The sequence below is a fragment of the Agromyces tropicus genome (genome assembly GCF_039531345.1).
Lineage (GTDB): Bacteria > Actinomycetota > Actinomycetes > Actinomycetales > Microbacteriaceae > Agromyces > Agromyces tropicus.
Genome location: NZ_BAAAPW010000001.1, coordinates 952,134 through 977,804 on the forward strand (window position 1 = coordinate 952,134; position 25,671 = coordinate 977,804).

Below are 25,671 nucleotides of genomic sequence, written 5' to 3' on the forward strand. Positions count from 1 at the left end.
GCTACTCCCCCAGGTGGCGGCGCGACGCCATGGCGCGCTCGGCCTCGCGCTTGTCCTGCCGCTCGCGCAGCGCCTGCCGCTTGTCGTACTCGCGCTTGCCCTTCGCGATCGCGAGCTCGACCTTCGCCCGGCCGTCCTTGAAGTACAGCGACAGCGGGATGAGCGTGTAGCCGCCCTCCTTGGTCTTGTGGCTGATCTTCACGATCTCCTGCCTGTGCAGCAGCAGCTTGCGCTTGCGCCGGGGCGAGTGGTTGTTCCAGGTACCCTCGGTGTACTCCGGGATGTGCACCGCATCGAGCCAGATCTCGCCGCCGTCGATGAAGGCGTAGCCGTCGACGAGCGACGCGCGCCCCTGGCGCAGCGACTTCACCTCGGTCCCGGAGAGCACGATGCCGGCCTCGTAGGTGTCCTCGATCAGGTAGTCGTGGCGCGCCTTGCGGTTGGTCGCCACGACCTTCTCACCGCGTTCCCTGGGCACGGCCACACTCCTCGCTTCGATGACGGATGCCGGCGGCGGACGCCGGCCAGCCCTTCAGTCTACCGGCGCGGGCGACATCCGCCCGCCTCCCCCGGGGCGGCGCGGCTCAGACGCGCAGGTAGCGACGGATGGCGATCGCCGCCGAGATCGCGGCGAGCAGCACGCCCACCGCGACGAGCAGGGGCACCACGAGCAGGGCGTCGCCCAGCCCGACGAAGGTGAACGACAGCGATTCGGAGAGGTAGCCCTGCACGAAGAAGTAGACGATCGCCACGACGGCGCCCCCGGCCAGGAGCGAGCCGATGAGGCCCGCGAAGATCCCCTCGAGCACGAACGGCGTCTGGATGAAGCGGTTCGACGCGCCCACCAGCCGCATGATGCCGAGTTCCTTGCGGCGCGAGAACGCCGACAGCCGGATGGTCGTGGCGATGAGCAGTGCGGCGGCGACCAGCATGATCGCCGCCACGGCGACGGCCGTGTAGCTGGCCGCGTTCAGCACGTCGAAGATCTGGTCGAGGTAGCGGCGCTGGTCGACGACCTGCTCCACGCCCGACATGCCCGCCAGGCTCTCCACGAGCACGGCCGACTGCGAGGGGTCGACCAGGTTCACCCAGAACGTCTCGTTCAGCACGTCGGGCGTCACGTAGTCCGCGGCCGGCGTGCCCTCGAACTGCTCCTGGAAGTTCTCGTACGCCTGCTCGCGGTCCTCGAAGTAGTACTCGTCGATGAACGGCGCGAGGGTGTCGCCGCGCAGCTGCGCCTCGACGGCCTCCTTCTGCTCCGGCGTCGCCTCCCCGTCGATGCAGCCCGGAGCGGTCGAGACCGCCGTGCAGAGGTACACGGCGACCTGCGCGCGGTCGTACCAGTAGTTCTTCATCTGCGCGATCTGCAGCTGCAGCAGCGCCGCCGTGCCGACGAACGTGAGCGAGACGAACGTGACGAGCACGACCGAGATGACCATGGTGGCGTTGCGGCGCAGGCCGTTGGCCGCCTCCGCGAGCACGAGACCGAACCTCACTTGACCGGCCCCACTTCCTGGTCGTCGTCGCCCGCTCGCGGCCCGGCAGGGCTGCGGAGGCCGAGACGTTCGGCGAGCGTGAGGTGCGCGGACTTCGACGCCGCCGGCACCGCGGGCCGCCCGGGCGGGCCTGATGCGGTCTCGTCGGCGTCGCCCTCCGCGTCGGCGGCGGGCAGCGGCTCGACCGGCATCGTGGCGGCGGCCGTGATCTCGGCGGCCTCGTCCGTGACCTCGTCGCGCTCCTCCGGCTCGACGTAGAGCGGCTGCGCATCGCGCATGCCCTGTCGGGTGACCTTCGGCGCCGCCACGGTGACGGTGCCCGACTCCTCCTCGGCGTCGGCGCCCTGCTCCGGCGCCGGTGCCGCCTCGGCCGCCTCGGCCGCCGCGGCCTTCGCCGCGCCCTTCTTCGAGCGCGCGCGCTCGGCCGGCTGGGCCGCCGCCTCCTCGTCGGCGACGGATGCCGCGGCCGCGAGCGCCTCGGGCTCGGCGGCGCCGTCCGCGGCATCCGTCGTCTGCGCGGCCTCGTCGGCCCTGATCGACGCCACGAGCTCGTCGGCCACGGCGCCGTCGGTCGCGACCGCGGGCGCGGCGACGGGCGCCTCCGCCTCCTCGTCGGCCTCCGCGTCGACCGCGGCCAGCGCGATCGCGGCGCGATCCGCCGGGACGGCCCCGACCACCGAGGTCACGGCGACCGTCTCGCCGACCACCGCATAGCCTGCGCTGCGCTCGTCGCGCACGACCTCGCCGGCGCTCAGCTCGATGACGCGGCGCTGCATCTGGTCGACGATGCCGGCCTCGTGCGTGGCCATGACCACCGTCGTGCCGCCGGCGTTGATGCGCTCGAGGAGCGTCATGATGCCCGCGCTCGTGACGGGGTCGAGGTTGCCCGTGGGCTCGTCGGCGAGCAGCACCTGGGGCTTGTTGACGATCGCGCGGGCGATGGCGACGCGCTGCTGCTCGCCGCCCGAGAGCTCGTGCGGCATCCGCTTGCCCTTGCCGTCGAGCCCGACGAGCTTGAGCGTCTCGGGCACGGCGGACTGGATGTACCCGCGCGACTTGCCGATCACCCGCAGCGCGAACGCGACGTTCTCGAACACGTTCTTGTTCGACAGCAGCCGGAAGTCCTGGAACACGACGCCGAGGCTGCGCCGGAAGTACGGCACCTTGCGCGTCGAGATCGTGCGCAGGTCCTGCCCGAGCACGTGGATGCGACCCGCGGTCGGCCGCTCCTCCTTGAGGATCAGCCGGAGGAAGCTGGACTTGCCCGACCCCGACGCGCCGACGAGGAAGACGAACTCGCCGCGGAGGATCTCGACCGTGACGCCGTCGATCGCGGGTCGGGTCTGCCCCGGGTAGGACTTGGTGACGGAGTCGAAGCGGATCATCGCGTTCGAGCCTAGGCAGCATCGGCCCGAAATGGGGCAGCGACACCGGAAATCCCCCGCCCGTGCGCGCGTGGATAGAGTGACCGACGTGACGGACTTCCAGGTACTCCAGATGGGCGGCCTCGACGCGTGGCGCGGGCACTACGGCGGCTTCCGGCCCGAGAGCTCGCGGGACGGGCGGCGGGTCGTCGACCACGACCTCGACATGCAGTTCATCGGGATGACCGCGAACGCCCTCGAACCCGGCGAGGAGGCCGGGTACTGGCACACGCACGCCCGCATCGAGGAGGTCTACGTCTTCCTCGCGGGGCGCGGCCAGATGGGCCTCGACGACGAGGTCGTCGACGTCGGGCCCGGCACGGTGGTGCGGGTCGGGCAGGACGTGTGGCGCACCTGGCGGTGCACGCCCGACAGCCCCGAGCAGCTGCGCTGGCTCTGCATCCGCGCGGGCGGCGAGGAACTGCCGCACCTGCCCGACGACGGCCGACGCGACCCGGAGCGCCCCTCGCCCTGGTGATCCCGAGACGTCAGGCGTCCTGCTCGGCGAGGTCGGCCGCGACCATGCGGCCCCACTCGTCGATCGCGTCCCAGTCGCGGAAGTCCCCTGCGGGCAGCGCCTCGTTGGCGGGCATCCAGCTCACGATTCGGTCCGGACCCTCCAGGTGCTCGATGTCGAGCGCGCCGAAGAAGACCGTGGTGCCGCGCGGGTGGATGAGCGCCTCGAACTCGGGGAACTCCTTCGGCTGCGCGGCGACGAGCACGTCGTTGCCGTCCTTGTCGATGCGCTCCGTGCCGAGCGGTCCGCTCGAGAACAGCCACACGGGCCGCGTCGCGAGCAGCGCGTGGTTGTGGCGGACGAACCGCCGCGCCTCCTTGCGCCACTTGCCGAGGTAGGCGGCGCTGCCGATCACGAACGCGTCGAACCCCTCCGGGTACTCGACGTCGTGGCAGTGCTCGATGTCGACCTCGTGGCCCGCGTCCCGCAGGCGGTCGGCGATCCGGTCGGCGATGCCGCGGGTCGCGCCGTACTTGCTCGAGTAGGCGACCAGGACGCGCATGATGCTCACTCCCCTCGCGGGCACCCCTCGACGGGCGCCCACATCGGTGAGGCTAGGCGCCGCCGCGGGTCGGCGCGGTGCCGAAGGTCCCGCCCCGCGGCATCCGCGAGCCGGACCGCGGGCTCAGGCGCTCAGTCGTCGTGCTTCTGCTTGCGCCACTTGATCCCGGCGGCGATGAGGCCGTCGAGGTCGCCGTCGAACACGGTCGCCGGGTTGCCGACCTCGTAGCCGGTGCGCAGGTCCTTGACGAGCTGCTGGCCGTAGAGGAAGTAGGAGCGCATCTGGTCGCCCCAGCTCGCGGTGATGGTGCCCGCGAGCTCCTTCTTCTTCGCGGCCTCCTCCTCGCGCTTGAGCAGCAGCAGGCGCGTCTGGAGCACGCGCATGGCGGCGGCGCGGTTCTGGATCTGCGACTTCTCGTTCTGCATCGACACGACGATCCCGGTCGGGAGGTGCGTGAGGCGCACCGCCGAGTCGGTGGTGTTGACCGACTGGCCGCCGGGTCCGGAGGAACGGAACACGTCGACGCGGATGTCGTTCTCGGGGATGTCGACCTCCTGGGCCTCCTCCATCACCGGGATGACCTCGACGGCGGCGAAGCTCGTCTGCCGCTTGTCGGCGGAGCCGAACGGGCTGATGCGCGCGAGACGGTGCGTGCCCGCCTCGACCGACAGGGTGCCGTAGGCGTAGGGCACGTCGATCTCGAACGTCGCGGACTTGATGCCCGCGCCCTCCGCGTAGGAGGTGTCCATGACCTTGACCGGGTACTTGTGGCGCTCGGCCCAGCGCAGGTACATGCGCATGAGCATCTCGGCGAAGTCGGTGGCGTCGTCGCCGCCCGCCCCGGAGCGGATGGTGACGACGGCGCCGCGCGCGTCGTACTCGCCGTCGAGCAGCGTCTGCACCTCGAGCTGGCCGACGACGTCCTCGAGCGCGGCGAGCTCGCGGCGCGCCTCCTGCGCGGCCTCCTCGTCGTCCATCTCGGTGGCGAGCTCGACGAGCACCTCGAGGTCGTCGATGCGCTGCTCGACCTCGGCGATGCGCTTGCGCTCGGACTGGCGGTGGCTGAGCGCGCTCGTCACCTTCTGGGCGTTGGCGGGGTCGTCCCAGAGGTCGGGAGCGCCGGCCTCCTCGGAGAGCCGCGCGATGTCGGCTTCGAGGGCGTCGACGTCGACGACGGAGCGGATGTCGCGGAAGGTGGTGCGCAGGGCGGCGATCTCCTGCGAGAGGTCAAGATCCAACATGGCCCGTCCAGCCTAGTGGCCCCGGCCGGGAGCGACCTGCGCGAGGCGGGTCGCGGGCCGGGCGTACGATCGGGACGATGACCTCCGACACCGCGCACGCGTTCTCGTGGCGGTCGATCATCCTTCCGGCCTACCTGCCGACGCTCCTGTTCTCGCTCGGCGAGGGGGCGCTCATCCCGGTGATCCCGGTCGTGGCGACCGATCGCGGCGCCTCGCTCGCGCTCGCGGGGCTCATCGCGGCGATGCTCCTGGTCGGCGGGCTCGTGGGCGACCTGCCCGCCGGGTGGCTCGTCGCCCGCATCGGCGAGCGCGCCGCCATGATCGCGGCGTCGGCGGTCGCCGCGCTCGGCAGCCTGCTGGCGGTGCTCGTGCCGACCAATCCGGCGCTCGCGGTCGGGATGTTCCTGCTCGGCCTCGCGAGCGCCGTCTTCGGCCTCGCGCGGCACGCGTTCCTCACGAGCTACGTGCCCGCGCGCATCCGCGCCCGCGCGCTCTCGACGCTCGCCGGCGTCTTCCGCGGCGGGTGGGCGATCGGGCCCTTCACGGCAGCCGCGATCATCGCGTGGACGGGCTCGGCCGCAGCCGTGTTCTGGGTGCTCGTGGCGTCGTGCGCGGCGGTCGTCGCCGTGCTCCTCGTGCTGCCGGACCCCGAGCGCGTGTTCGGTGCGGCGCTCCGTGCGCGCACGACGGTCGCCGGCGACGGCACGCCGACGGACGAGGCGGGCGACCGGGCCGCAGCGGATGCCGCGGGCGGCATCCGTCACGCGATCGTGACGTACCGCGGGGTGCTCGCCCGGATCGGCACCGGCATCGGGCTGCTCGCGGCGCTGCGCGCCAGCCGCATGGTCATCGTCCCGCTGTGGGCGGTCTCCATCGGCATGCGGCCGGACGCCGCGGCGCTCGTGATCGGCATCGCCGCGGCGATCGACTTCACCCTCTTCTCCGTCAGCGGCCACGTGATGGACCGGCACGGGCGGATGTGGGGCGCCATCCCGGGGCTCGTCGGGCTCTCGGCGGGCCACCTCGTGCTCGCCGCGACGCACGACGTGCCCGGGGCCGTCGCGTGGTTCACGGGCGTCGCGATCCTGCTCGGCATCGCGAACGGGCTGTCGTCGGGCGTCGTGCTGACGCTCGGGGCCGACCTCGCTCCCGCCGCGAACCCGGCGCCGTTCCTCGGTGCGTTCCGCACGCTCGCCGACGCCGGCGGCGCCGCGGCCCCCCTCGCGATCTCGGCGATCACCTCGGCGCTCTCCCTCATGGCGGCGAGCGCGGCGATGGGCGTGCTGGGCCTCGTCGGCGCGGCCATGCTGTGGCGCTGGATCCCGCGGTACGTGCCGCGCGCTCCGCGGCATCCGTCGCCCGACCCGGGCGAGCCCGACGAGGCGTGGACGCCGACCGCAGACCTCTGACCGCAGACCTCTGACCGTGGCTCGCCGCGGGGCGGCGACCTGCCCCCCGTCAGCCGCGCGACCGAAGGCCCGCGGTCTCCGCACGGGCTTCGGTAGCGTCGGGATCAGGCGGCGCGATCGAGCGCCGGGAGCGGAGGCCGAGGGTGCGCGCAGCGGTGATCGGTGCGGGGATGGCGGGCCTCGCGAGCGCGCGGCAGCTCGCGCTCGCGGGCTGGGAGGTCGACGTGCTCGAGCGGGCGGACGGCCCGCGCGCGGACGGCTACATGATGGACTTCTTCGGCCTGGGGTTCGACGCGGCCGAGCGGATGGGCCTGCTCCCACGGCTCCGCGACGCCGCCTACCGGATCGGGGCCGTCGAGTACGTGGACGCGAAGCGCGGCAAGCGGACCGCGAGCATCGACTACGACCAGTTCGCGTCGGCCCTCGACGGGCGGCTGCTCAGCCTCATGCGGCCGGACCTGGAGCTCGTGCTGCTCGACGCGCTCGGCGACGCCCCCGAGGGATCGGTGCGCGTGCACTACGGCGCGCGGTTCGCCGAGGAGGACGGCGCCGAGCACCCCGAGGAGGTCGCGCGGCTGCTCGAGGGCGCCGACGTCGTCATCGGTGCCGACGGCATCCACTCGAGCGTGCGCGCGTCGCTGTTCGGCGACGAGTCGCAGTACCTGCGCCCGCTCGGCCTGCGTGCAGCGGCGTACGTGATCGACGGCGCACCCGAGCTGCACGCGGAGTACGACGGCCGGTTCGTGCTGACCGACACCATCGACCGGCAGGCGGGCATCTACAGCCTGCGCGACGGTCGGGTGGCGGCCTTCCTCGCCTACCGCGAGGACGCGGCCGGCCAACCGCCGGCCGGCGAGGACGCGCCGACCCGCCTCCGCCGCGTGTTCGGGGGCCTGTGGGAGCCGATCGACCGGCTGCTCGACCGCTGCCCGCCGCACCCGTACGACGACGTCGTCGCGCAGGTCGTGCTGCCGCGCTGGCATCGCGGGTCGACCGTGCTCGCGGGCGACGCCTGCCAGGCGGTGTCGCTGCTCGCCGGGCAGGGCGCGTCTCTGGCGATCGCCGGCGCGGAGCTGCTCACGAGCCTCATCGGCCCGTGCACGGATGCCGCGGCGATCGAGTCGGCCATGGTCGAGTACGAGCGCCGGTGGCGCCCGGTCGTCGAGGAGAAGCAGGCCGCCGGGCGTCGCGCGGCCGGCACCTTCCTCCCGCCCGACCGGTGGCACCTGCTGATGCGTCGGTGGGCGCTGCGCGGCTCGTCGCTGCCGGTGGTCAAGACCATCGTGATGCGCTCCATCGCCGGCGGCACGGGGCTCAAGGGCACGACGGGCGTCTGAGCCATGGCGGGCATCCTGCTGGACCTCGACGGCGTGCTCTACGTCGGCGACGAGCCCGTGCCCGGCGGCGCCGAGGCGGTCGCGTGGATGGTGCGCGAGCGCATCCCGCACCGATTCCTCACGAACACGACCTCGCGCCCCCGTCCCGACCTCGTCGCGAAGCTGGGGCGCTTGGGCGTCGAGGTGGACGCCGCCGACCTGCTCACCCCGGTCACCGCAGCGGCCGCATGGCTCGATCGCGAGGGTCGCCGTCGCCCGGCGCTGTTCGTGCCGGATGCCACGGCGCGCGAGTTCGGCGAGCTCGGCGTCGAGGCGGCGCCCTCGGCCGGAAGGACGGATGCGACCCGGTCGGCCGACACCGACGGTCCGGTCGACGCGGTCGTCGTCGGCGACCTCGGCGACGCGTGGGACTTCGCGACCCTGAACCGGGCGTTCCGTCTGCTGATGGCCGACGCGGGCACGCCGCTCGTCGCGCTGGGACTCACGCGGTTCTGGCGCGCCGAGGACGGCCTGCGCCTCGACGTCGGCGCGTTCGTCCGCGCGCTCGAGTACGCGTCGGGCCGCGAGGCGGTCGTGCTCGGCAAGCCCGCGCGCGAGTTCTACCTCGCGGCGGCCCGGTCGCTCGACGAGGACGCCGCCGAGCTCGTCATGGTCGGCGACGACATCCGCTCGGACGTCGAGGGCGCCCAGCGCGCCGGCATGACGGGCGTGCTCGTCCGCACCGGCAAGTTCGACGCGGCGGATCTCGACGGTGACGCGTCACCCGACGCCGTGCTCGACTCGGTCGCCGACCTGCCCGGCTGGTGGCGGAGCCGATGATCCCTCGAATTGGATCTTGACAGGCTGCTCGCAACCGCAGCAGTGTGTCCCTTGGGTCCGCACAACGCCAGAAGCGTGGCGAGCTTGGTACGAACAACGACGTCGTCACCAATCCCCTCTGGCCGGATTCGGACCGGAGGGGTCGTCATGACTGGAAACCGTCCCACCCGAACACGGATCGCCCTCGGAACCGCGGCCGTCGCGGTCCTCGCGGCGATGCTGAGTCCCCTCGGCGCCAACGCCGCCGAGGACGACGTGGGTGAACTCGACATGTACACCGCGGAGGTCAGCGCGGAGCAGGCGGCCGACATGGCTGCCTCCGGGCTCGACATCGCCGCGAGCAAGGCCTCCGGACGCGGAGTCGAGATGCAGCTCATCCTCTCCGAGGACGAGGCCCAAGGGCTCTCCGAGCGCGGCATCGACGTCAAGCTGACGAAGGGCAAGAACGGCAAGTCCGCGAAGCAGTCCGCCCAGGAGCAGGCGGCGTCCGGCTATACGGTCTGGCGCTCGTACGACGAGCCCGGCGGCTTCCGCGACCAGATGTACCAGCTCGCCAAGGACAACCCGCAGCTGGTCAAGCTGGTCGTCCTCGGGCACACGTACCAGGGCCGCGAGATCATCGCGCTCAAGCTCACGCAGGGCGCGAAGGGCCAGAAGGACGGCTCGCGTCCCGCGGTGGTCTACAGCTCGACGCAGCACGCGCGCGAGTGGATCGCGGCGGAGACCAACCGGCGCCTGCTGAACTGGTACATCGACGAGTGGCGGGCCAACGACACGGAGGTCAAGGACCTCCTGAAGTCCACCGAGCTGTGGTTCCTGCTCGTCGCCAACCCCGACGGCTACCAATACACGTTCGACAACGAGCGACTCTGGCGGAAGAACCTGCGCGACAACGACGGCAACGGCGAGATCACCCGCGGTGACGGCGTCGACCCGAACCGCAACTACCCGGAGCACTTCGGGTACGACGAGGAGGGTTCGTCGGCGCAGACCTCGAGCGAGACGTATCGCGGACCGTCGCCGGCATCCGAGCCGGAGACGCAGGCGATGATGGCGCTCTTCGACCGGGCGCACCCGGAGTTCCAGATCAACTACCACTCGTTCGGCCAGTGGCTCCTGTACCCGGAGGGATGGCAGATCGCCACGCCGAGCGGTGACGATCCGATCTACTACGCACTCTCGGGCAACCTCGACAACCCCGCGATCGACGACTTCGAACCGGGGCTGTCCTCCGACGTGCTGTACGTGACGAACGGTGAGACCACCGACTTCGCGCACGTGTCGCACGGCACGCTCGCCTGGACGCCGGAGCTCAGCGACGGCGGCAGCGGTGCCGGGTTCGTCTTCCCGGACGACGAGGCACTGGTGCAGGCGGAGTTCGAGCGGATCCTGCCGTTCTCGACGGACGTCGCGAAGTCGGCCGTCGACCCGGCGAACCCGGTGTCGCACCTCGGCATCACGACGGAGCCGTTCTACCTGCAGAGCGACGACGACTACAAGGTCGGGCTCCCGCAGTCGAACTTCACGTTCGACTACTCCTACGGCGACCCGCAGGAGGTGCGCGTCCTCGCGAAGCGCAGCCTCGGCGACGTCACCGTGAAGTACTCCATCAACGGCGGCGCCGCGCAGAGCGCGTCGACGTCGGAGTGGAACGGCGGCGACCGCTACGGCGGCAACACCGACGTGTACTACCACGTGATGAGCGGCATGGTGACGGGCACCGATCCCGGTGACTCGGTCGAGGTCTGGTTCGAGGGCGGCGGCGAGGTGAGCGACTCGTTCACCTACGAGGCCGTCTCCGAGTCGGGTGCCGACGTGCTCGTGCTCGCGGCCGAGGACTACACGGGCGCCTCGCCGGGGCAGGCCGGCGGCCCGAACTACCTGTCGTACTACACCGACGCGCTCGACGCGAACGGCACGAGCTACGACGTCTACGACGTCGACGCCCGCGGTCGCGTCGCGGCGGACGCGCTCGGCGTGCTCTCGCACTTCGACGCCGTCGTCTGGTACACCGGCGACGACATCGTGACCCGTGAGGTCGGCTGGGGCGGCGGCAACGCGTCGCGCCTGGCGATGGACGAACTCCTGAACGTCCGCGACTTCATGAACGAGGGCGGCCAGGTGCTCTACACGGGCGACTGGGCCGGCAGCCAGTACACGCCGAACCTCGGCACGCAGTTCTTCGACCCGACCTCGGCGAACGCCGAGTGTCGTGCCGATGCGGCCGTGCTGGTTCGATGCAAGGCGCTGTTCGGCTCGGGCGACGCGACGAACGACGTGCTGCAGTACTGGCTCGGCGCCTACGTGGCGGTCGACTCGGCCGGCCTGGACGACCAGGGCGACGTGCTCGACGCGCTCGGCGTGGATGTCCCGCTCGAGGGCCTCAGTTGGGGCTTCAACGGCACGGACAGCGCGGAGAACCAGTTCCACACGAACTCGTTCATCACGACGAGCGGCGTGCTGCCTCCGGCGGACTACCCGCAGTTCGAGAGCTGGGTCGCCGGCAAGTGGGATCGCCCAGGCGGACCGTACGCGCCGCACACGGGCGACTACTACCTGTACTCGCAGCTCGGGGACGTGTCGTACAAGCAGGTCATGCGCACGATCGACGTGCCGGCCGGCGGGGCGACGCTCTCGTTCTGGACGTCGTACGACACCGAGGCGGACTGGGACTTCACGTTCGTCGAGGCGCACACGCCGGGCCAGGACGACTGGACGACGCTGCCCGACGCCAACGGGCACACGTCGCAGGACACCGGCCAGAGCTGTCCGGCCGGGTGGGGTGACCAGCTGCACCCGCAGCTCGACTACTACCAGACGTTCATCGACGAGAACACGTGCGACCCCACCGGGTCGGGCGGGGGCTCGTGGAACGCCGCGTCCGGCAACTCCGGCGGCTGGCAGCAGTGGGAGGTCGACCTCAGCCCGTGGGCCGGCGGCCAGGTCGAGGTCGCGCTGTCGTACGCCAGCGACTGGGCGACGCAGGGCCTGGGCGTGTTCTTCGATGACGTCGAGGTCTCGACGGGCGAGGGTACGACCTCGTTCGAGACGGACCTCGGTGGCTGGGAGATCACGGGGCCGCCTCCGGGCAGCTCGCCCAACCCGAACAACTTCATCCGCACCACGGCGGGCGGGTTCCCGGAGGCCGCGGTCGTGGCCACGCCGGGCTCGCTCTACGCGGGCTTCGGGTTCGAGGGCATCACGGATGCCGCGACCCGGGCCGACTGGATGGAGGCCGCGCTCAGCCACCTGCTGGACTGACGCGCACTCCCGTTCGGGACACCGACACGGGGCGGCCGGCGACCTCAGGGTCGCCGGCCGCTCCGGCGTCCGCCCCTGCGCGTGGCGGCGGTGCGAGGATGACCGAGGGACGGTGACAGCGGAAGGAGATCGGTCGGATGGACTCCGCACGCAGGTTCCCCTTCCACCCGCGGGTCGAGGTCGCAGCCCGCGGCGACCGGAAGCTGCGCCTCCGCGACGCGACCGCGATGGCGGTCGGGGGCATGATCGGCGGCGGCATCTTCAGCGTGCTCGGCGTGACGGTGGGCCTGGCCGGCCACCTCGCCTGGGTCGCGTTCGCGATCGGCGGGCTCATCGCGCTCATGACCGCGCACTCGTTCGGCGCCCTCTCCATGCGGGCGGGGCGCTCGGGCGGCCTGTTCGTGTTCCTCGCCGACGCCGGGCACCGCTCGCTCGGCGCGATGCTGTCGTGGCTGCTCATGTTCGGCTACGTGATCGCGCTCGCGGTCTACGGGTTCACCTTCGGGCACTACGCCGCGAACGTGCTCGGCCTGCCCGAGGTCGCCGCAGACGCCGGGTCGGTGCTCGTGCTCGCCGTGTTCCTGCTCATCAACCTGCGCGGCGTCGGCGCGTCGGCCTGGTCGGAGGACCTGGTCGTCGCCGTCAAGCTGCTCGTGCTCGCGCTCATCGCCGGGGTGGGGCTCGCGCACTTCTCACCCGAACGCCTGGCTCCGGCTTCCGATCTCACCGTTGCGGGCGTGTTCGTCGCCGCGAGCTCGATCTTCGTCGCGTACGAGGGCTTCGAGCTCCTCTCGTACGACTACGACGACATCGAGCGGCCACGGCGCACGCTCCCCCGCGCCCTGTACCTCTCCGTCGGCCTCGTCGCCGTGATCTACGTCGTCGTGACGATCGGCACCCAGATGCTCGTGAGCGACGACCAGATCGTCGCGCAGCGCGAGGTGGCGTTCGCGACCGCCGGCCAGGCGGCGCTCGGCACCGCGGGCTACTGGATCGCGACGCTCGGCGCGCTGCTCGCCTCGAGCTCGGCCATCAACGCGACCCTGTTCTCGACCGCGCGGCAGATGCACGAGGTCGCCTCCGCCGGCGAGCTTCCCGCCGTGTTCGCGCGGTCGCGCCGCGGCCTTCCGGTGTCGGCGCTGGTGCTGCTCGCGGTCTTCGGCGCGGCGTTCGCGATGCTGCCCGACATCGGGTCGCTGCTCGCGTTCGGCTCGGCGATGTTCCTCATGGTGTTCGGGGTCACCAACGCCCTCGCGTTCCTGGTGCTGCGCGGTGCGCTCAGCCGCGCGGTCAGTGGCATCGGCGCGCTCGCCTGCACCGCGGCGCTCGTGACGCTCGTCGTGCAGCAGCTCGCCTCGAGCCCGTCGACCGTGCTGCTCATGGCCGTGTGCGTGCTGCTCGTCGCGGCGCTCCGCTGGGGGTTCGTGCGGCGCCGTTCGCACCGGTCCGCGTCGGACGCCGACGACCGGGAACGCCGCTGAGCGGATCGGTCGGAACCAGGTCATCCACAGCCCGCGCGATCCGCCCCACGGCGGCCGCCCGGACCGTATCGTGAGGCGCATGCCGTCCGCTGAACGCGTACCGCCACCCGATCTGCACCGATGCAGGCTCCCCGCCGCGAGCGACCACGCCGTGGGCACCGTCTGGGAATGCGTCGACTGCGGCACCCGCTTCCGACGCGTGCATCGCGACGGGATGAGACCCACCGCGATGTGGGACGACGACTCGATCTACCGGCTCCGCCGCATGATCATCCTCGGCGTCGTCGGCGTGCCGATCGTGCTCGTCGCCGTCCTCATCCTCGGCATGGCGCTGACGCGCGGCTGAACGCGCCGGCGACGGCTCGGTCTCGCGCCCGGGCCGCGCGCACGCGCCGGCCCACCCCGGCCGCGCGCACGGCTGGCCTCTCGTTCGGGAGGAACTTCCGCCCCCGCCCCGGCGAGCCGGCATCCTGCATACGGCGTGTCGGATGATTTCTCCTCCCGAGCGGATGCCGGTGCCCGGCACCCGGCGCGCCGGCATCCGGCACCGGCCACAGGAGCCGAGCCGCTCAGCCGCCGGCGCCCGCAGGCTCGAGCTTCGGCGTCATCCGCATCAGCATCGGCAGGTCGAGCGTCGTCGTGCGCCGGCCGATGCGCACGCCCTCGCAGCTCAGCGTGCCCGTGACCTCGAGGTCGCCGGAGCGCACGCTCGCGAGTTCGCCGCCGCGGAACGCGAGCAGCGCCCCGCGGAGGGTGAGCTCGAGCTTCGCCTCGAGGTCGACGCTCGTGATCGGCACCTCGTCGATGACGACGTCGACGCGCGGTTCGTACTTCGCGGTCGCGGTGTGCGTCGCGAGCGGCACGATGGTCTCGGTGCCGGGCTCGACCCGCGAGGTGGCCCGGGCCTCGTCGATCGCCTTCGCCCGATCCCACGCGTGCGCGAGCACGTCGGTGACGTCGAGGTCGAGCAGCGAGTCGGCCATCTTCCCGACCTCGTCGCACACGAACCCCCCGCCCGCGGCGGTGAGTCGCGCGATCGCCTCGGTGGCCGCGGCGCCGACGCCCTGCTCGTCGGCGACGCGCGCGAGGTCGGACCGTGCCGACGCCTCCTCGCCGACGGTCAGTGCCCGGATGGTCAGTCGCATGGTGCTCATGGTTCGTCACGCTCCTCGGTGATCGGTCCGGAGATCCAGTGGCCCGGATGCGGTCGCAGGCGGATGCCGCGGGTCGACGCCTCGCCGGGTGCGCGGACCGGCGGCCCCAGGCTGACCGCGGGGTTCGCACCGACGACGACGCGCAGGTGCTTCGCGAGTCGCCGGCGCTGCGCGTCGGAGCTCGACGAGTTGATGCTGCGCGCGAGCACGAGTGCGGCGATCGCGGCGACGAGCATCACGATGAGCGCGGTCGGGCCGCCGTGCGCGGGGTCGCCGAGCCAGGCGAGCAGCTGCGCGATCGGGTCGGGCGGATCCGGATCGGGGCCCACCGGACGCTCCGTCGGGTCCTCGGACGCCGTGGGATCCTCTGAGTCCGTGGGCTCCGGCGGCGCGGGCGGCGGCCCCGTCACCTCGACCGCGACCTCCGCGGCGACCTCCGTGCGCGCCTCGGCGCCGCGGTCGGTCGTCGCGATGATCGTGGCGACGGTGAGTCCGTCGAGCGGTTCGATGCCCTCGGCGAAGAACGGATGCTGCAGCGGCACGTCGCCGGCCTCGCCGCCGCCGCACGCGGTGCAGAGCACCGTCGGCACGGTCGCGCCGCCAGGCAGGGTGTACTCCACCACGACCGACTCGAGCGCGTCGACCGAGCTGATCACCCCGGTGATGACGGGCTGGGCGCCGGCGAACGATCGTTGCACGATCTCGCCGTCGGCATCCGCTTCGGCGTCGACGACCACCTCGACGGGCTCGCCACCGGCGAAGTCGCCGGTGAGCTCGATCGACGGAGCAGTCGGCGGGCGCACGACCTGCAGCGCGAGGTCGTCGAGGACCAGGCCGATCGTCGACGGACCCTCGGTCAGGAAGCTGATCGACGCGATCGGCGGGCCGGGCGTCTCGACGTGCATGTCGAGGTCGATGGGCGTCCCGACGGCCGGCACGACGGCAGGCTCTCCGCGGGCGGCGGCCACGACGCTCTGGACCGCGACGAGCGGCCCCGCTCGCAGCTTGGGGACGAGGTCGATCAGTGTCTGGTCGAACACCCGCTCGTCGGCGTCGAGCAGCGCGCCGTCGGCGTCGTACGCCTCGAGGCGCACGAGCAGCGACGCCGTGACCGGCGGTGCCGTCGGCAGCACCTCGACGGTGATGGCACGCACGTCCAGGGCGTGGTCGAAGCGATGCTCGGAGGGCAGGCAGCAGTCCGGTGCCAAGAGCAGCACGTGATCGCCGTCGTCCAGTCGATGCACCACCCCGGCGGAGGCGGCGAGGCCGAACCGCTCGAATCGGTCGTCGACGGGAAGGTCCCGGACGTGCTGGTCGTCGATCTGCTCGTCGGCGACCTGTTCGAACGTGATGACGCGCGTCTCGACGTCGGGTTCGGCCGCTCCGGCGGCGATGGCGGGCACGACGGCCGCGACCGCTGCCGCGAGTGCGACGGTGAGCGCGCGGGCGGCCCCGCGACGTGTTCTCGTTCCGGACATGCGATCCCCCCGATCGACTCGTCCGATCGGGTCAGGCCCCGTCGTTCGAACGCCGGGGCCGTGGCCCGCGTTCTGCAACCGCCCCCAGCGTCGCGCGGGCGCCGTGGGCGCGCATCAGGGCGAGCCCGCGCCCGGCCCCGGGGTGTTCCCCGAACCGGCCTCGCGCGGCGTCAGTGGAAGACCGACCGCGCGTCGGCGGTGACCTCGATCGGCACGAGCACGGGCACGAACTCGGTCGAGATCGGGGCGTGCCAGTGCGTGCGCAGCGTCACGGTCGCGCTGCGTCCATCCGTCGAGCGCGCACCCACGAGCACGACGCCGTCGTCGGCCGCTCCGAGATCGCCGAGGTACGCCTCCGCGGCGTCGCGGACCGCGGCGTCATCCAGTCCCACCACGAGGCCGCCGCCCTCGAGCCGCACATCGCCCAGCCCCCACGATTCCGCGGCCGCCAGGGCCGCGCCGTCGGCCATCGTGAGGAGCCGCTTCCGCTCGAGGTAGAGCGAGGTCGCGGACGCGACCACGAGCACCAGCGCGAGGGCGAGCGCGCCGTAGAGGATCGCGAGGAGGAGCGTGGAGCCGGTCTCGTCGTCGGGCAGCCGCCGGGTGGGATCGGTCACGTCGACACCGCGAAGCGCGAGACGGTCTGCGTGGCCTCGGCTCCGACCCGGATCATGCCGATGCCGCTCGACGAGAGCAGTGCCGGCACGAGCGGCAACCCGACGTCGGCCTCGACGTGGACCGTGACGCGAGCACCCGGCACCGCACAGGCCGGAGCGCAGTCCACGCGCACCGCCGTGGCAGCCGCTTCGACGCCGTAGTCCGCCAACGTCACGCGGACGGACCGCTCGACGGAACCCGAGGCACCGCCGCCGTCCAGCACGGCGATCCGTGCGGCCTGACGCGCGGCGCCCTCGACGCCGAGCGCCGCCGCCTGGACGGACCCGATCGCGAGGACGAGGTACACGAGCGGGACGAGCAGGATCACCCCGACGGTCAGGAACTCGAGCGACGCGGACCCCCGTTCCCCGCCGCCGTCGCGGAGCTGAGGACGTCGCGGCTCAGCGGAGGGTCTCGACGGCGGCATGGCCCGTCACCTCCAGCCCGCGAGGCGGGCCGAGCAGCCCGATCACCGGCAGCGGGGTGCGCACGGTGACCGCGATCGCCGGCGTCTCGCCGATCGTGGTCCGCCCGGCCGTCACGTCGTCGGCGAACCCCGCGGCGAGCGCGGCGTCGATGAGGGCACGAGTGCGCGCGATCCCGGCCTCGGGCGAGGAGCCGGCGAGGGCCGCGTACCTCGCGCCTTCGGCGGCCGCGTCGAGCACGGTGTTCCGCACGTGCAACGACAGCGCGAGTTGGACGACCGCCAGCAGCAGCGCCGTGAGCAGGACGCCGACCAGCGAGAACTCGACGACGGCGGATCCGCGTTCCTCGCCCAGCCGGTTCAGAAGCCGACGACGCGATCGATCGCCTGCTCGAACACCCCCGAGAACGCCGGCCCCGCGAGGCCCCAGAGCACGATCACGAGTCCGGCGGTCATGAGGGTGATCAGCACCCATCCGGGAACGTCGCCGCGTTCGTCGGCGAGGCGTCGGGTGATCGGTCGGGGCATGCGTGGTCCTCTCGTCGGTCGTACGGTCGCTGATCGAGTCGTGCACTGAGGGCAGGGGCATCGGGTCGGTCGGAGCGGTCATCAGAAGCCCGACTGCAGCACGAGGTACCCGGGGAACAGAGCGAAGGCGACGGTCACCGGCAGGATCAGGAAGACGAGCGGCACGAGCATCGCGATCTCCTTGCGTCCGGCCAACTCGATCAGCGTGCGCTTGGCCTCGGCCCGGGCGTCGCCGGCCTGCGCGCGCAGCACTTCCGCGATCGGCGTTCCCCGGTCCAGCGCTGCGAGCACCTGGTCGATCGCACGGGAGAGCGCCGGATGCGCGAGCTCGTCGCGGAGCGCGGCGAGCGCCGTCCCCAGCGGGACGCCCGTGCCGACCGCGGCCATCACCCGACGGAACTCTCCGGCGAGCTCCCCGGAGCCGGCTCGGGCGACGCGCCGGAGGGCCTCCGCCATCCCCTCGCCGGCCGTGAGGCTCAGGGTGAGGAACTCGAGCACGGTCGGGAGCTCGCCCGTGATGCGCGCCAGGCGACGACGAGCGGTGCGCTGCAGCATCCAGTCGGCCATGACGGCGCCACAGGCCGCACCGAGCACCGGGATCAGCATCCGTCCCGGCGCAGGCAGGGTCTGCAGTGCCGGCGTGAGGAACCCGATGACGGCCCCGAGGACGAAGCCGACGGCGGCCCACACGAGCTGCCGACCACGGAAGCGCTCGACCGTGGCGCTGGAACCCGCCTGGCGGAGACGGTGCAGGACCGTCTCGTTGCCGCCCAGGACCGAGGTCATCGCGCCACGCGCCCACCGTGCCGCGGGCAGGATCAGCGCCCCGAGCACGGAACCGGGATCGCCCGCAGGGCGAGCACGCATGGCACGCGCTTCGGCCGAGATGTCGGTGAGGTACGGGGCGACCCGGTCGACGAGGCGCGGCCGGCCGATCCTGGGCATCGAGGCGGCGAGCGACCAGAGCCCGAGGCCGAACACGGCGCCGAGGGCGAGGGCGATCACCGGCGTCGCGGTCAGCTGAACCATCGACGTTCCTCCGGCAGCCGGCCGAGGGCCGACATGACCCGATATGCCAGGAGCGTGACGCCGACGCCGACGAGGATCAGGGCCGTCCCGGCGGGCGAGTCGTACGCGGTGAGCGTCTCGGGGCGCGTGGCGAGCACGCAGAGGAGCAGCCACGGGGCGGCGACGCCGAGCAGTGCGGCGTTGCGGATCCACGACTGGCGCGCCACCACCTCGGCGCGCAGCGCCGCGTCTTCGCGCAGGTACGCCGCGAGTCCGCGGAGCACGGCCGTCAAGTCGGTTCCGCCCACCTCGCGCGCCATCCGGAGCGTCTCGAGGATGCGATCGGCGACGGGGTCGGCGAGCCGATCCTTGAGGGCGTCGAGGGATGACGCGAAGTCGCCCGTCCGTCGGAACTCGTCGTCGAACGTGGCGAACGCCTGACGGGTCGCCGCTGGGCCGAGCTCGCCGAGCGCGCCGAGGGCGTCCGGCAGGCCCATTCCCGCGCGGACGCTCGAGACGAGGTGGTCGACCACGTCCGGCCAGATCGCGCGGTTCGCCGCCCGACGCCGATTCGCCCGGGCGCGGACCAGCAGCGGGATCGCACCGGCACCGAGGCTCGCGGCGACGAGGGCGATCACCGGCACCGCGAACACCGCCAGCGCGATCGCGCCGCTCAGTGCGGCCATCACGCCGCAGACGACGGCGACCGCCGCGATCGGCGCACCCGGCATGCCGGCGAGCGCGAGTTCGTCCCGGATCGCCGCGGCAGCCCCACGACGGGACGACTCGAGTTCGACGCGGCGCGGCCAGATGAGCGGCGACAGCATGAGGACGAGTCCGAGGCCGAGCGACGCGCCGAGCGCGATGCTCACGCCGCTCCCCCGAGCACGATGACCGGATCGAGCGCGGCGGCCTCGTACTTGGCGAGCCGACGAGGGAACTCCGTCGTCCGTGCGAGCTCCCCGCCGTCGCGGTCGAACCGGAACAGGGTCGAGGCGTCGATGCGCGTGTCATCGACCTCGCCCGTGATCGAGGCGATCTCCGCGACGCGACGCCGACCGTCGCGATCGATCTCGAGGTGGACGACCAGGTCCACGCAGCTCGCCACCGTCGGCACCACGAAGGCCGAGTCGATGTTGCGACCGGCGAGCAAGGGCAGGGTGCAGAGCTTCGCGATGGCGTCACGGGCGGAGTTCGCGTGGATGGTGCACATCCCGGGAATGCCGGAGTTCATCGCGATCAGCAGGTCGAGGCTCTCGGCCTCCCGGACCTCGCCGACGACGAGCCGGTCGGGCCGCATCCGCAGCGCCTCCTTGACGAGTCGCCGCAGCGTGATCGCGCCTGTGCCCTCGAGGTTCGGCTGGCGGCACTGCAGCGCGACGAGGTCGCGCACGTCGGCGTCGAGCTCGAACGTCTCCTCGACGGTCACGACGCGCTCGCCGGTCCGCGTCGCGGCGAGGAGCGCGTTCAGCATCGTGGTCTTGCCCGTGTGGGTCGCCCCGGAGACGAGCACGTTCGCGCCGGCGAGAACCGACATCCGCAGGAACTCGGCCGCCGGTCGGGTGAGCGCGCCGAGTTCCACCAGCCTGGGCAACGACCGGATGCGCTGCTGGAACTTGCGGATGTTCACCGCCCAGTGGGATCGCGTCACGTCGGGGATGGCGACGTGGAGTCGCGACCCGTCGGGCAGGGACGCGTCGACGAACGGCGACGACAGGTCGACCCGACGGCCGGAGTGCTGCAGCATCCGCTCGACGAGGTCGCGGACCTCGCGGTCCGACAGGATGACGGTCGTGAGCTCCGCGACGCCGGCGCGGGCGACGAACACGCGGGTCGGCGAGTTGATCCAGACCTCCTCGACGGTCGGATCGTCGAAGAAGGGCTGGAGCGGGCCGTAGCCGGTGAGGGATGCCGCGACCTCGCGCACCGTGCCGTGCTCGTCGCCGAGCGGCGCGTGCGCGCCCGCGAGCGCACGCTCCGCGTACCGGCGGACCTCTTCTGCGGCGAGGCGTTCGGCGAGCCCGGCATCGGACTCGAGCTCGACGCCGTCGCGGAGCACCCGGCTGCGGACGCGCTCGGCGATCGTGCGGACGGCGTCGGACATGCTGACCATCTTGGAGAGCCGGCGGCCGCCGGCCGCGGACTTATCCACATGGCCGTGTGCGACGGAGAAGCGCCGGCCGGGTCAGGGGAACCGGGTCCAGACCAGCTGGACCTCCTTCGACGCCTTCGCCTGGAATCGCGCTCGGCCGACCCAACCGCTGACCGAGAGGGTCTTGTCGTTCACGCCGTCCGTGGTCTTCTTCTGACGCGAGACGCTGAACCAGCCGGCCCCGTACCGCACTCGGAGCTTGACCCCGGATGGGAAGCGGAAGACGTGCCTGATCGACGGAACCTTCCCCCACACGGTCTCGAGCGTGCGCCACGTGTCGGCCTTCAGGATGATCGGCCCCATCTCGGACATCGCCATCGCCTCCTCGATGCTCCGAGTGTGGCGCGGCCGTGCCATCGGCCGCATCCGTGCGGCCACTGAACGGCGACCTCCTCGACGGGTCGGGCGTGGACGCGGCGACGCGACCTCCCGCGCGCATGACGACGCCCCCGGCCCGTGGGCTTGGAATCCGGAGGCGTCGTGGTCAGCGGCCGTCGATCACGGGTGGCAGTACTCGGCGAACTTCGCCAGGTGCGGCCCGGCCGGCGTGGTGTGGCCGGCGGTCGCGACGCCCTGGTTGCAGACCGCCGGGTTGAGTGCCATCGCCGGCGCGGCCCCCACCGCACCCACGAGTCCTCCCGCGACGACGAGCGTGATCAGCGCCTTCTTCAGCATTTCGGTCCCCTTCGACTCGGCTGCAAGAATGCTTCCAAGTCCAGACTTTAGAGGCTGTCTAGCGAATCCGTGGAGGTTCCCAGCCAACTCCCACGCAACGGCTCGCGAGGGCGCAGGATGGCGCGTCAGGCCCGCTGTCGGAGCTCCTCGCGGAGCTCCCGCAGCTCGGCCGTGAGCTGGTCGATGTGCGCCTTCGTGGCGACCTGCTCGGCCTCGTTGTTCACGCTGACGCGCTCGACGATCCACGACGCGAGCGTGCCCGTGACGACACCGATCAGCGCGATGCCGCCGACCATCACGCCGACCGCGACGAGCTGGCCCGTCGGCGTGACCGGGAAGAAGTCGCCGTACCCCACGGTCGTGATCGTGACGAACGCCCACCACAGGCCCTCGCCGAAGGTCTGGATCGAGCCGTCCTGCCCGCGCTCCGCGTCGAGGACCGCGAGCGCGGCCACGTACACGAGCATCGCCGACGCGCCAGCTGCGTAGAGGATCACCTTGCCGCGCAGCATCGCGCCGGCGGTGCGACCGAGCACGACCATGATCGTCCCGACCCGCAGGATCCGCAGCGGCCGCAGCATGGGCAGCACCACGACCGCGAGGTCGAGCAGGTGCCGCACGAACCAGCGCCGGCGGTCCTCGGCGAGCGCGAGGTTCACGACATAGTCGAGCGCGAACAGCCCCCACGTGCCCCAGATCACGGACTCGGCCAGCACGGCGTCGGGGCCCTGCAGGTCGGCGATCACCTCCCAGGAGTAGGCCGCCAGGAACAGGACGGCGGCGGCGAACAGGGGCCATTCGACGAGCTTCTGCCAGGTCTGCTGGGACATCCGTCCACCCTAGGAAGCCCGCATCACGGTTCGGTCACGCACGCCGTGCGCGACGGATGCCGCGGCGCACGCGTCGCGACGCGTGCCGCGTGCCGGGATCGCGGCCGGTTCGGGGCGCTCGTCAGCCCGGAACGACCGGCGGCACCGACGGCCCGTCGGGCGATCGGTCCTTCCCGCACCTCGAGCACTCGTAGAACGCACCGCCGCTTTCGGGCTCGTGCTGCAGCACCCAGTGATGCATGCCGATCCGGCACCGGAACGACTTGCCGTCCATCGCCCGCTCCCCTCTCCCGAACCCGGGGGAACGGATCAACGGTACTCCCGCCGGGCGAGCGCGGCACCGACGAGTTCGGCGGATGCCGCGGCATCCACTGCACCCGGGCGACTCCCACCGACCGGGCGCAGCCGTCACTCGACGGCGATGACGACCTGCTCCTGGTTCGAGCCCTTCTTGCCCGGCTTGTAGTTGCGCTCGACGTTGCCCGACTCGTCGACCGAGAACCACTTCACGGTCGTCGTGGCGTCGATCAGGATCGCCTCGCCGCCCTCGCGGATCCCGGCCGATTCGTACACGGGCGACGAGTACGTCGGATTCGAACCGTCGAGCGTGTAGTGGATGGTGACGGGCTCGGTCGCGTCGAACCCGACCGCCACGGGCCCCGAGTACGGGCTCGAGCCCGGCTGCGTGAGCCACGAACGCGGCTTCGTGCGGTCGTCGGACCAGTCCTTCGCCACCTGGTAGAGCTCGACGACGCCGTTCGAGAACTCCATCATCTCGTCGAATGCCTCGCTCCACTCCGGCTGGAAGGACGTGCCGACCTCGAAGTTCCACGCGTAGATGTCGTGCACGTACCAGAGCTGGTCACCCGAGTTGCCGGCGGCCGAGTAGAGCACGTCGGCGATCGGCCCGGTGCGGGCCGGAGTCACGCTGAGGCCGCGCCACTCCTTGATCGCCGAGAGGATGCGCTCCGACGACTCGTAGAAGTACTGCTCGGTCCCGAAGCTCGGTCGCGGCAGGGTGATGCGTCCCGGCATCGAGTACGCGCCCGGCGACCACATGAAGTAGTTGCCCGAGCTGTGGATGTTCATCGCGAAGTCGATGTTGGAGTACGTGCTCGCGATCCAGTCGAGGTTGCGCGACTCCGGCTCGGACTGCTCGTACGGGCCGGCGTACACCGCTGAGGTGCAGTCCGTGGACGCACCCTCGTATCCGTCGAAGAGCGACCCGTACGTCTGGTTCCGGTTGTCGTCGACGCCCCAGGCGTTGCGCGCGTTGACGTCGTTCGGCTCGCCCGGGCCGCAGTAGTTGGTCATGTTCTTCCGCTGGAAGGCGGAGTCGTAGAAGCTGTACAGCGCCCCGTCGGGGTTCACCGTCGGCACGATGAAGATGTCGAGGTTGTCGACCAGTCGGCGCGTGTCGGCGTCGGTCTGGTAGTTGTGCAGCATCCGGTACGCCGTCTCGATGTTGACCAGCGGCGTCTGCCACTCGCGAGCGTGCTCCTGCGAGTAGGTGAGCACGCCGGTCTTCGATCCGTCGCGGTGCTTGCCGATGCGCAGCGCCTTCACCTGGAACGGCTCGCGCGGGATGCTCGACGGCGCGTCCAGCTCATCGGAGAGCGGCTCGGGCCCGGCGGCCACGACGACCCCGCCGCCGGCGTTGCCGCGGTACGTGTTCGCCTCCACGAGGGATGCCGCGGTGCCATTCGCCATGATGGCCGCGACGACCTGAACCGCGGTCGACGTACGGGCGCCCGTCGCGTCCGTCGCCAGCGACACCAGGATGGCGTCGCCCGTGACCGACACGCTCAGCGGAGAGTTCGCCTGACCGGGGTCGGCGTACTCGATGGTGAGGTCGTTGCCGCCCTCGTGGCCCCATGCGAGCGAGGTCAGCACGACGCGCTGCGACGCCGCGCCGCCCGAGAGGTGCATGGCCGAACGGCGATAGCCGTTGGTCTCGTATGGCAGGTCGATGACGTCGGTCAGGTGAGGGAACTCGGCGTGGAGCTGCTCGATGAGGTCCATGAGCTCGTACGCGTCGGGGTAGTGGTCGAGGAAACCCGACTCGTAGCCGAGGCCCGGCGGCGCCGCGGGCGCGCTGCCCGGCTCGGTGTCGGCGAGCCACTCGGTCACGTCGGCCTCGGCCGATCCGCCGCCGGAGCTCGTGACACGCACCTGCGTGGGCGGCGGCATCGGCGGCAGGAGACCGAGGGTGCCGGCGGCCGGCAGGCCGGTGCGGATGATCGCGCCGTCGTCCTGCGAGATCATCGCCGATGGGATGGTGATCGACGGGTCGCTGCCCGTCATCGCGAACGGCGCGCTCGCATTGTTGTTCGCGACGACCACGGCCGACGCCCCGGCCGCCTGCGCATTGGCGACCTTGATGACGAAGGCGCACGACCCGCGATCCACGAGGGCGATGCTGCCGGGCGTGAAGCCGACGAGCGGGTCGCACGCGAGCGTCGATCCGCCGCCGCCCTGGACGAGCTCGACGGCGCCGGCCACGCCGGTCTCGTCGAGCGGGGCACCGAACGCCGCGCCCACCGCCGTGTAGCTGCCGCCTGCGGAGCCGCCCGCGATCACGAGCGCCGCCCGGTTGCTCAGCTCGACCTGCACACGGTGGTACAGGTACTCCCCCGCGTCGACGAACGCATCCATCGTCGCGCTCCCGCCGTCGCCGATGGCGGTGCCCGGCCCGGCGTCCCACTCGACGGTCAGGTCGGCGGCGTCGGCGTCGCTGCTCTTCGCCTCGACCGACAGGAACTCGGTGTCATCCGTCGAGGTGAAGTAATCCGCGCGGGCGATCACCACCTCGTCGGTCGTGAGCAGGTTCGCCTCGGCCTCGGCCTCGGCCGCCGCCTCGATCGCCGCGTCGCGCTCGGCCATCCGCGCCTCGCGAGTCGCCTCGATCTGGGCCTCGTCGGCCACGACGTCGATGCCGACGCCCATCGCCTCGAGTTCCGCGATCTGCGCATTCGTCACGATGCCGGTGACCGCGAAGCCGTCCGCGGTGCGCACGACGTCGTGGTCGAGGTCGTACCCGGCGCTCACCACGGCGCCGAGCAGGTCGCCGTCCGCCATCGTCAGCGTGACGATCGACACGGCGTCGGGGTCGACCGGCTCAGCGGGCGGCGGTTCGGCGTGGGCACCCGCGGCGGTGAGCGAGGCGCCGAGGGCGAGAGCGACGCTGACGCCGATGACGGTGAGGCGGCGGTACCAGGAGCGAGACATCGCGAGGTCCATCCCGTGCGCGACCCGACCGCCCCTCGGTGGACGACCCT

The 25,671-nt window shown here is 72.1% G+C and carries 25 protein-coding genes; 7 read left to right on the top strand and 18 right to left on the bottom strand.

Annotated elements, in window-relative coordinates; genetic code table 11:
* Position 1: 1 nt before the first annotated feature.
* From smpB to ftsE, 3 genes are all read right to left on the bottom strand, one after another.
* On the bottom strand, positions 2-478 hold the full coding sequence (smpB, locus tag ABD230_RS04350) for an SsrA-binding protein SmpB (protein ID WP_344369721.1): 477 nt from the start codon (positions 476-478) through the stop codon (positions 2-4).
* Positions 479-584: 106 nt separating this feature from the next.
* Complete coding sequence (ftsX, locus tag ABD230_RS04355; RefSeq protein WP_344369723.1) at positions 585-1,496, bottom strand: permease-like cell division protein FtsX; 912 nt, start codon at positions 1,494-1,496, stop codon at positions 585-587.
* A complete protein-coding gene (gene ftsE, locus ABD230_RS04360) occupies positions 1,493-2,881 on the bottom strand; it encodes a cell division ATP-binding protein FtsE (protein WP_344369724.1) in 1,389 nt (462 codons plus the stop codon). The genes ftsX and ftsE overlap by 4 nt, the downstream gene beginning before the upstream one ends.
* Positions 2,882-2,969: 88 nt before the next feature.
* Between ftsE and ABD230_RS04365 the strand changes: the two genes are divergently transcribed.
* A complete protein-coding gene (locus ABD230_RS04365; protein ID WP_344369725.1) occupies positions 2,970-3,398 on the top strand; it encodes a cupin domain-containing protein in 429 nt (142 codons plus the stop codon).
* 10 nt (positions 3,399-3,408) lie between these two features.
* Here ABD230_RS04365 and ABD230_RS04370 read toward each other — a convergent pair whose 3' ends face one another.
* The gene (locus ABD230_RS04370; RefSeq protein WP_344369726.1) at positions 3,409-3,939 is read right to left on the bottom strand and encodes a flavodoxin domain-containing protein; all 531 of its coding nucleotides are present in this window, start codon (positions 3,937-3,939) and stop codon (positions 3,409-3,411) included.
* Between the two features lie 131 nt (positions 3,940-4,070).
* Complete coding sequence (gene prfB, locus ABD230_RS04375; protein ID WP_344369728.1) at positions 4,071-5,180, bottom strand: peptide chain release factor 2; 1,110 nt, start codon at positions 5,178-5,180, stop codon at positions 4,071-4,073.
* Between the two features lie 77 nt (positions 5,181-5,257).
* Between prfB and ABD230_RS04380 the strand changes: the two genes are divergently transcribed.
* From ABD230_RS04380 to ABD230_RS04405, 6 genes are all read left to right on the top strand, one after another.
* Positions 5,258-6,589, top strand: coding sequence for an MFS transporter (locus ABD230_RS04380; protein ID WP_344369729.1), 1,332 nt, complete (start codon positions 5,258-5,260; stop codon positions 6,587-6,589).
* 143 nt (positions 6,590-6,732) lie between these two features.
* Positions 6,733-7,926, top strand: coding sequence for an FAD-dependent oxidoreductase (locus ABD230_RS04385; protein WP_344369731.1), 1,194 nt, complete (start codon positions 6,733-6,735; stop codon positions 7,924-7,926).
* Positions 7,927-7,929: 3 nt separating this feature from the next.
* Complete coding sequence (locus ABD230_RS04390; protein ID WP_344369733.1) at positions 7,930-8,745, top strand: TIGR01458 family HAD-type hydrolase; 816 nt, start codon at positions 7,930-7,932, stop codon at positions 8,743-8,745.
* 147 nt (positions 8,746-8,892) lie between these two features.
* A complete protein-coding gene (locus ABD230_RS04395) occupies positions 8,893-12,006 on the top strand; it encodes a M14 family metallopeptidase (RefSeq protein ID WP_344369735.1) in 3,114 nt (1,037 codons plus the stop codon).
* Between the two features lie 137 nt (positions 12,007-12,143).
* Entirely contained in the window at positions 12,144-13,487 is a 1,344-nt protein-coding gene (locus ABD230_RS04400) for an APC family permease (RefSeq protein ID WP_344369736.1), read from the top strand.
* A gap of 214 nt (positions 13,488-13,701) precedes the next feature.
* Positions 13,702-13,833 (top strand): hypothetical protein, encoded by a 132-nt coding sequence (locus ABD230_RS04405; protein ID WP_344369737.1) that lies wholly within the window; start codon positions 13,702-13,704, stop codon positions 13,831-13,833.
* A 223-nt stretch (positions 13,834-14,056) separates the two neighbouring features.
* On the opposite strand, the gene ABD230_RS04410 is transcribed toward ABD230_RS04405, so the two are convergent.
* From ABD230_RS04410 to ABD230_RS04470, 13 genes are all read right to left on the bottom strand, one after another.
* A complete protein-coding gene (locus ABD230_RS04410) occupies positions 14,057-14,641 on the bottom strand; it encodes a hypothetical protein (protein WP_344369739.1) in 585 nt (194 codons plus the stop codon).
* Positions 14,638-16,119 carry a hypothetical protein gene (locus tag ABD230_RS04415; RefSeq protein ID WP_344369740.1) on the bottom strand — a complete coding sequence of 494 codons (1,482 nt, stop codon included), beginning with the start codon at positions 16,117-16,119 and terminating at the stop codon, positions 14,638-14,640. Before ABD230_RS04415 ends, ABD230_RS04410 begins: the two co-directional genes overlap by 4 nt.
* A gap of 170 nt (positions 16,120-16,289) precedes the next feature.
* Entirely contained in the window at positions 16,290-16,736 is a 447-nt protein-coding gene (locus ABD230_RS04420; RefSeq protein WP_344369741.1) for a pilus assembly protein TadG-related protein, read from the bottom strand.
* Positions 16,733-17,203, bottom strand: a complete 471-nt coding sequence (locus tag ABD230_RS04425) for a hypothetical protein (protein WP_344369744.1) — start codon at positions 17,201-17,203, stop codon at positions 16,733-16,735. Before ABD230_RS04425 ends, ABD230_RS04420 begins: the two co-directional genes overlap by 4 nt.
* Positions 17,178-17,630, bottom strand: a complete 453-nt coding sequence (locus tag ABD230_RS04430; protein ID WP_344370115.1) for a TadE/TadG family type IV pilus assembly protein — start codon at positions 17,628-17,630, stop codon at positions 17,178-17,180. Before ABD230_RS04430 ends, ABD230_RS04425 begins: the two co-directional genes overlap by 26 nt.
* Positions 17,561-17,728 (bottom strand): hypothetical protein, encoded by a 168-nt coding sequence (locus ABD230_RS04435; RefSeq protein WP_344369745.1) that lies wholly within the window; start codon positions 17,726-17,728, stop codon positions 17,561-17,563. The genes ABD230_RS04430 and ABD230_RS04435 overlap by 70 nt, the downstream gene beginning before the upstream one ends.
* An 81-nt stretch (positions 17,729-17,809) precedes the next feature.
* Positions 17,810-18,757 (bottom strand): type II secretion system F family protein, encoded by a 948-nt coding sequence (locus ABD230_RS04440; protein ID WP_344369746.1) that lies wholly within the window; start codon positions 18,755-18,757, stop codon positions 17,810-17,812.
* Complete coding sequence (locus ABD230_RS04445; RefSeq protein ID WP_344369748.1) at positions 18,745-19,608, bottom strand: type II secretion system F family protein; 864 nt, start codon at positions 19,606-19,608, stop codon at positions 18,745-18,747. The genes ABD230_RS04440 and ABD230_RS04445 overlap by 13 nt, the downstream gene beginning before the upstream one ends.
* Positions 19,605-20,840 carry a TadA family conjugal transfer-associated ATPase gene (locus ABD230_RS04450; protein WP_344369750.1) on the bottom strand — a complete coding sequence of 412 codons (1,236 nt, stop codon included), beginning with the start codon at positions 20,838-20,840 and terminating at the stop codon, positions 19,605-19,607. The genes ABD230_RS04445 and ABD230_RS04450 overlap by 4 nt, the downstream gene beginning before the upstream one ends.
* Before the next feature lie 81 nt (positions 20,841-20,921).
* Entirely contained in the window at positions 20,922-21,245 is a 324-nt protein-coding gene (locus tag ABD230_RS04455) for a hypothetical protein (protein ID WP_344369751.1), read from the bottom strand.
* Positions 21,246-21,386: 141 nt separating this feature from the next.
* Entirely contained in the window at positions 21,387-21,563 is a 177-nt protein-coding gene (locus tag ABD230_RS04460) for a hypothetical protein (protein ID WP_344369753.1), read from the bottom strand.
* A gap of 125 nt (positions 21,564-21,688) precedes the next feature.
* The gene (locus tag ABD230_RS04465; RefSeq protein WP_344369754.1) at positions 21,689-22,393 is read right to left on the bottom strand and encodes a potassium channel family protein; all 705 of its coding nucleotides are present in this window, start codon (positions 22,391-22,393) and stop codon (positions 21,689-21,691) included.
* Between the two features lie 408 nt (positions 22,394-22,801).
* Positions 22,802-25,621: a M14 family metallopeptidase gene (locus tag ABD230_RS04470; protein ID WP_344369755.1), complete on the bottom strand. Its 2,820-nt coding sequence runs from the start codon at positions 25,619-25,621 to the stop codon at positions 22,802-22,804.
* Positions 25,622-25,671 lie beyond the last annotated feature (50 nt).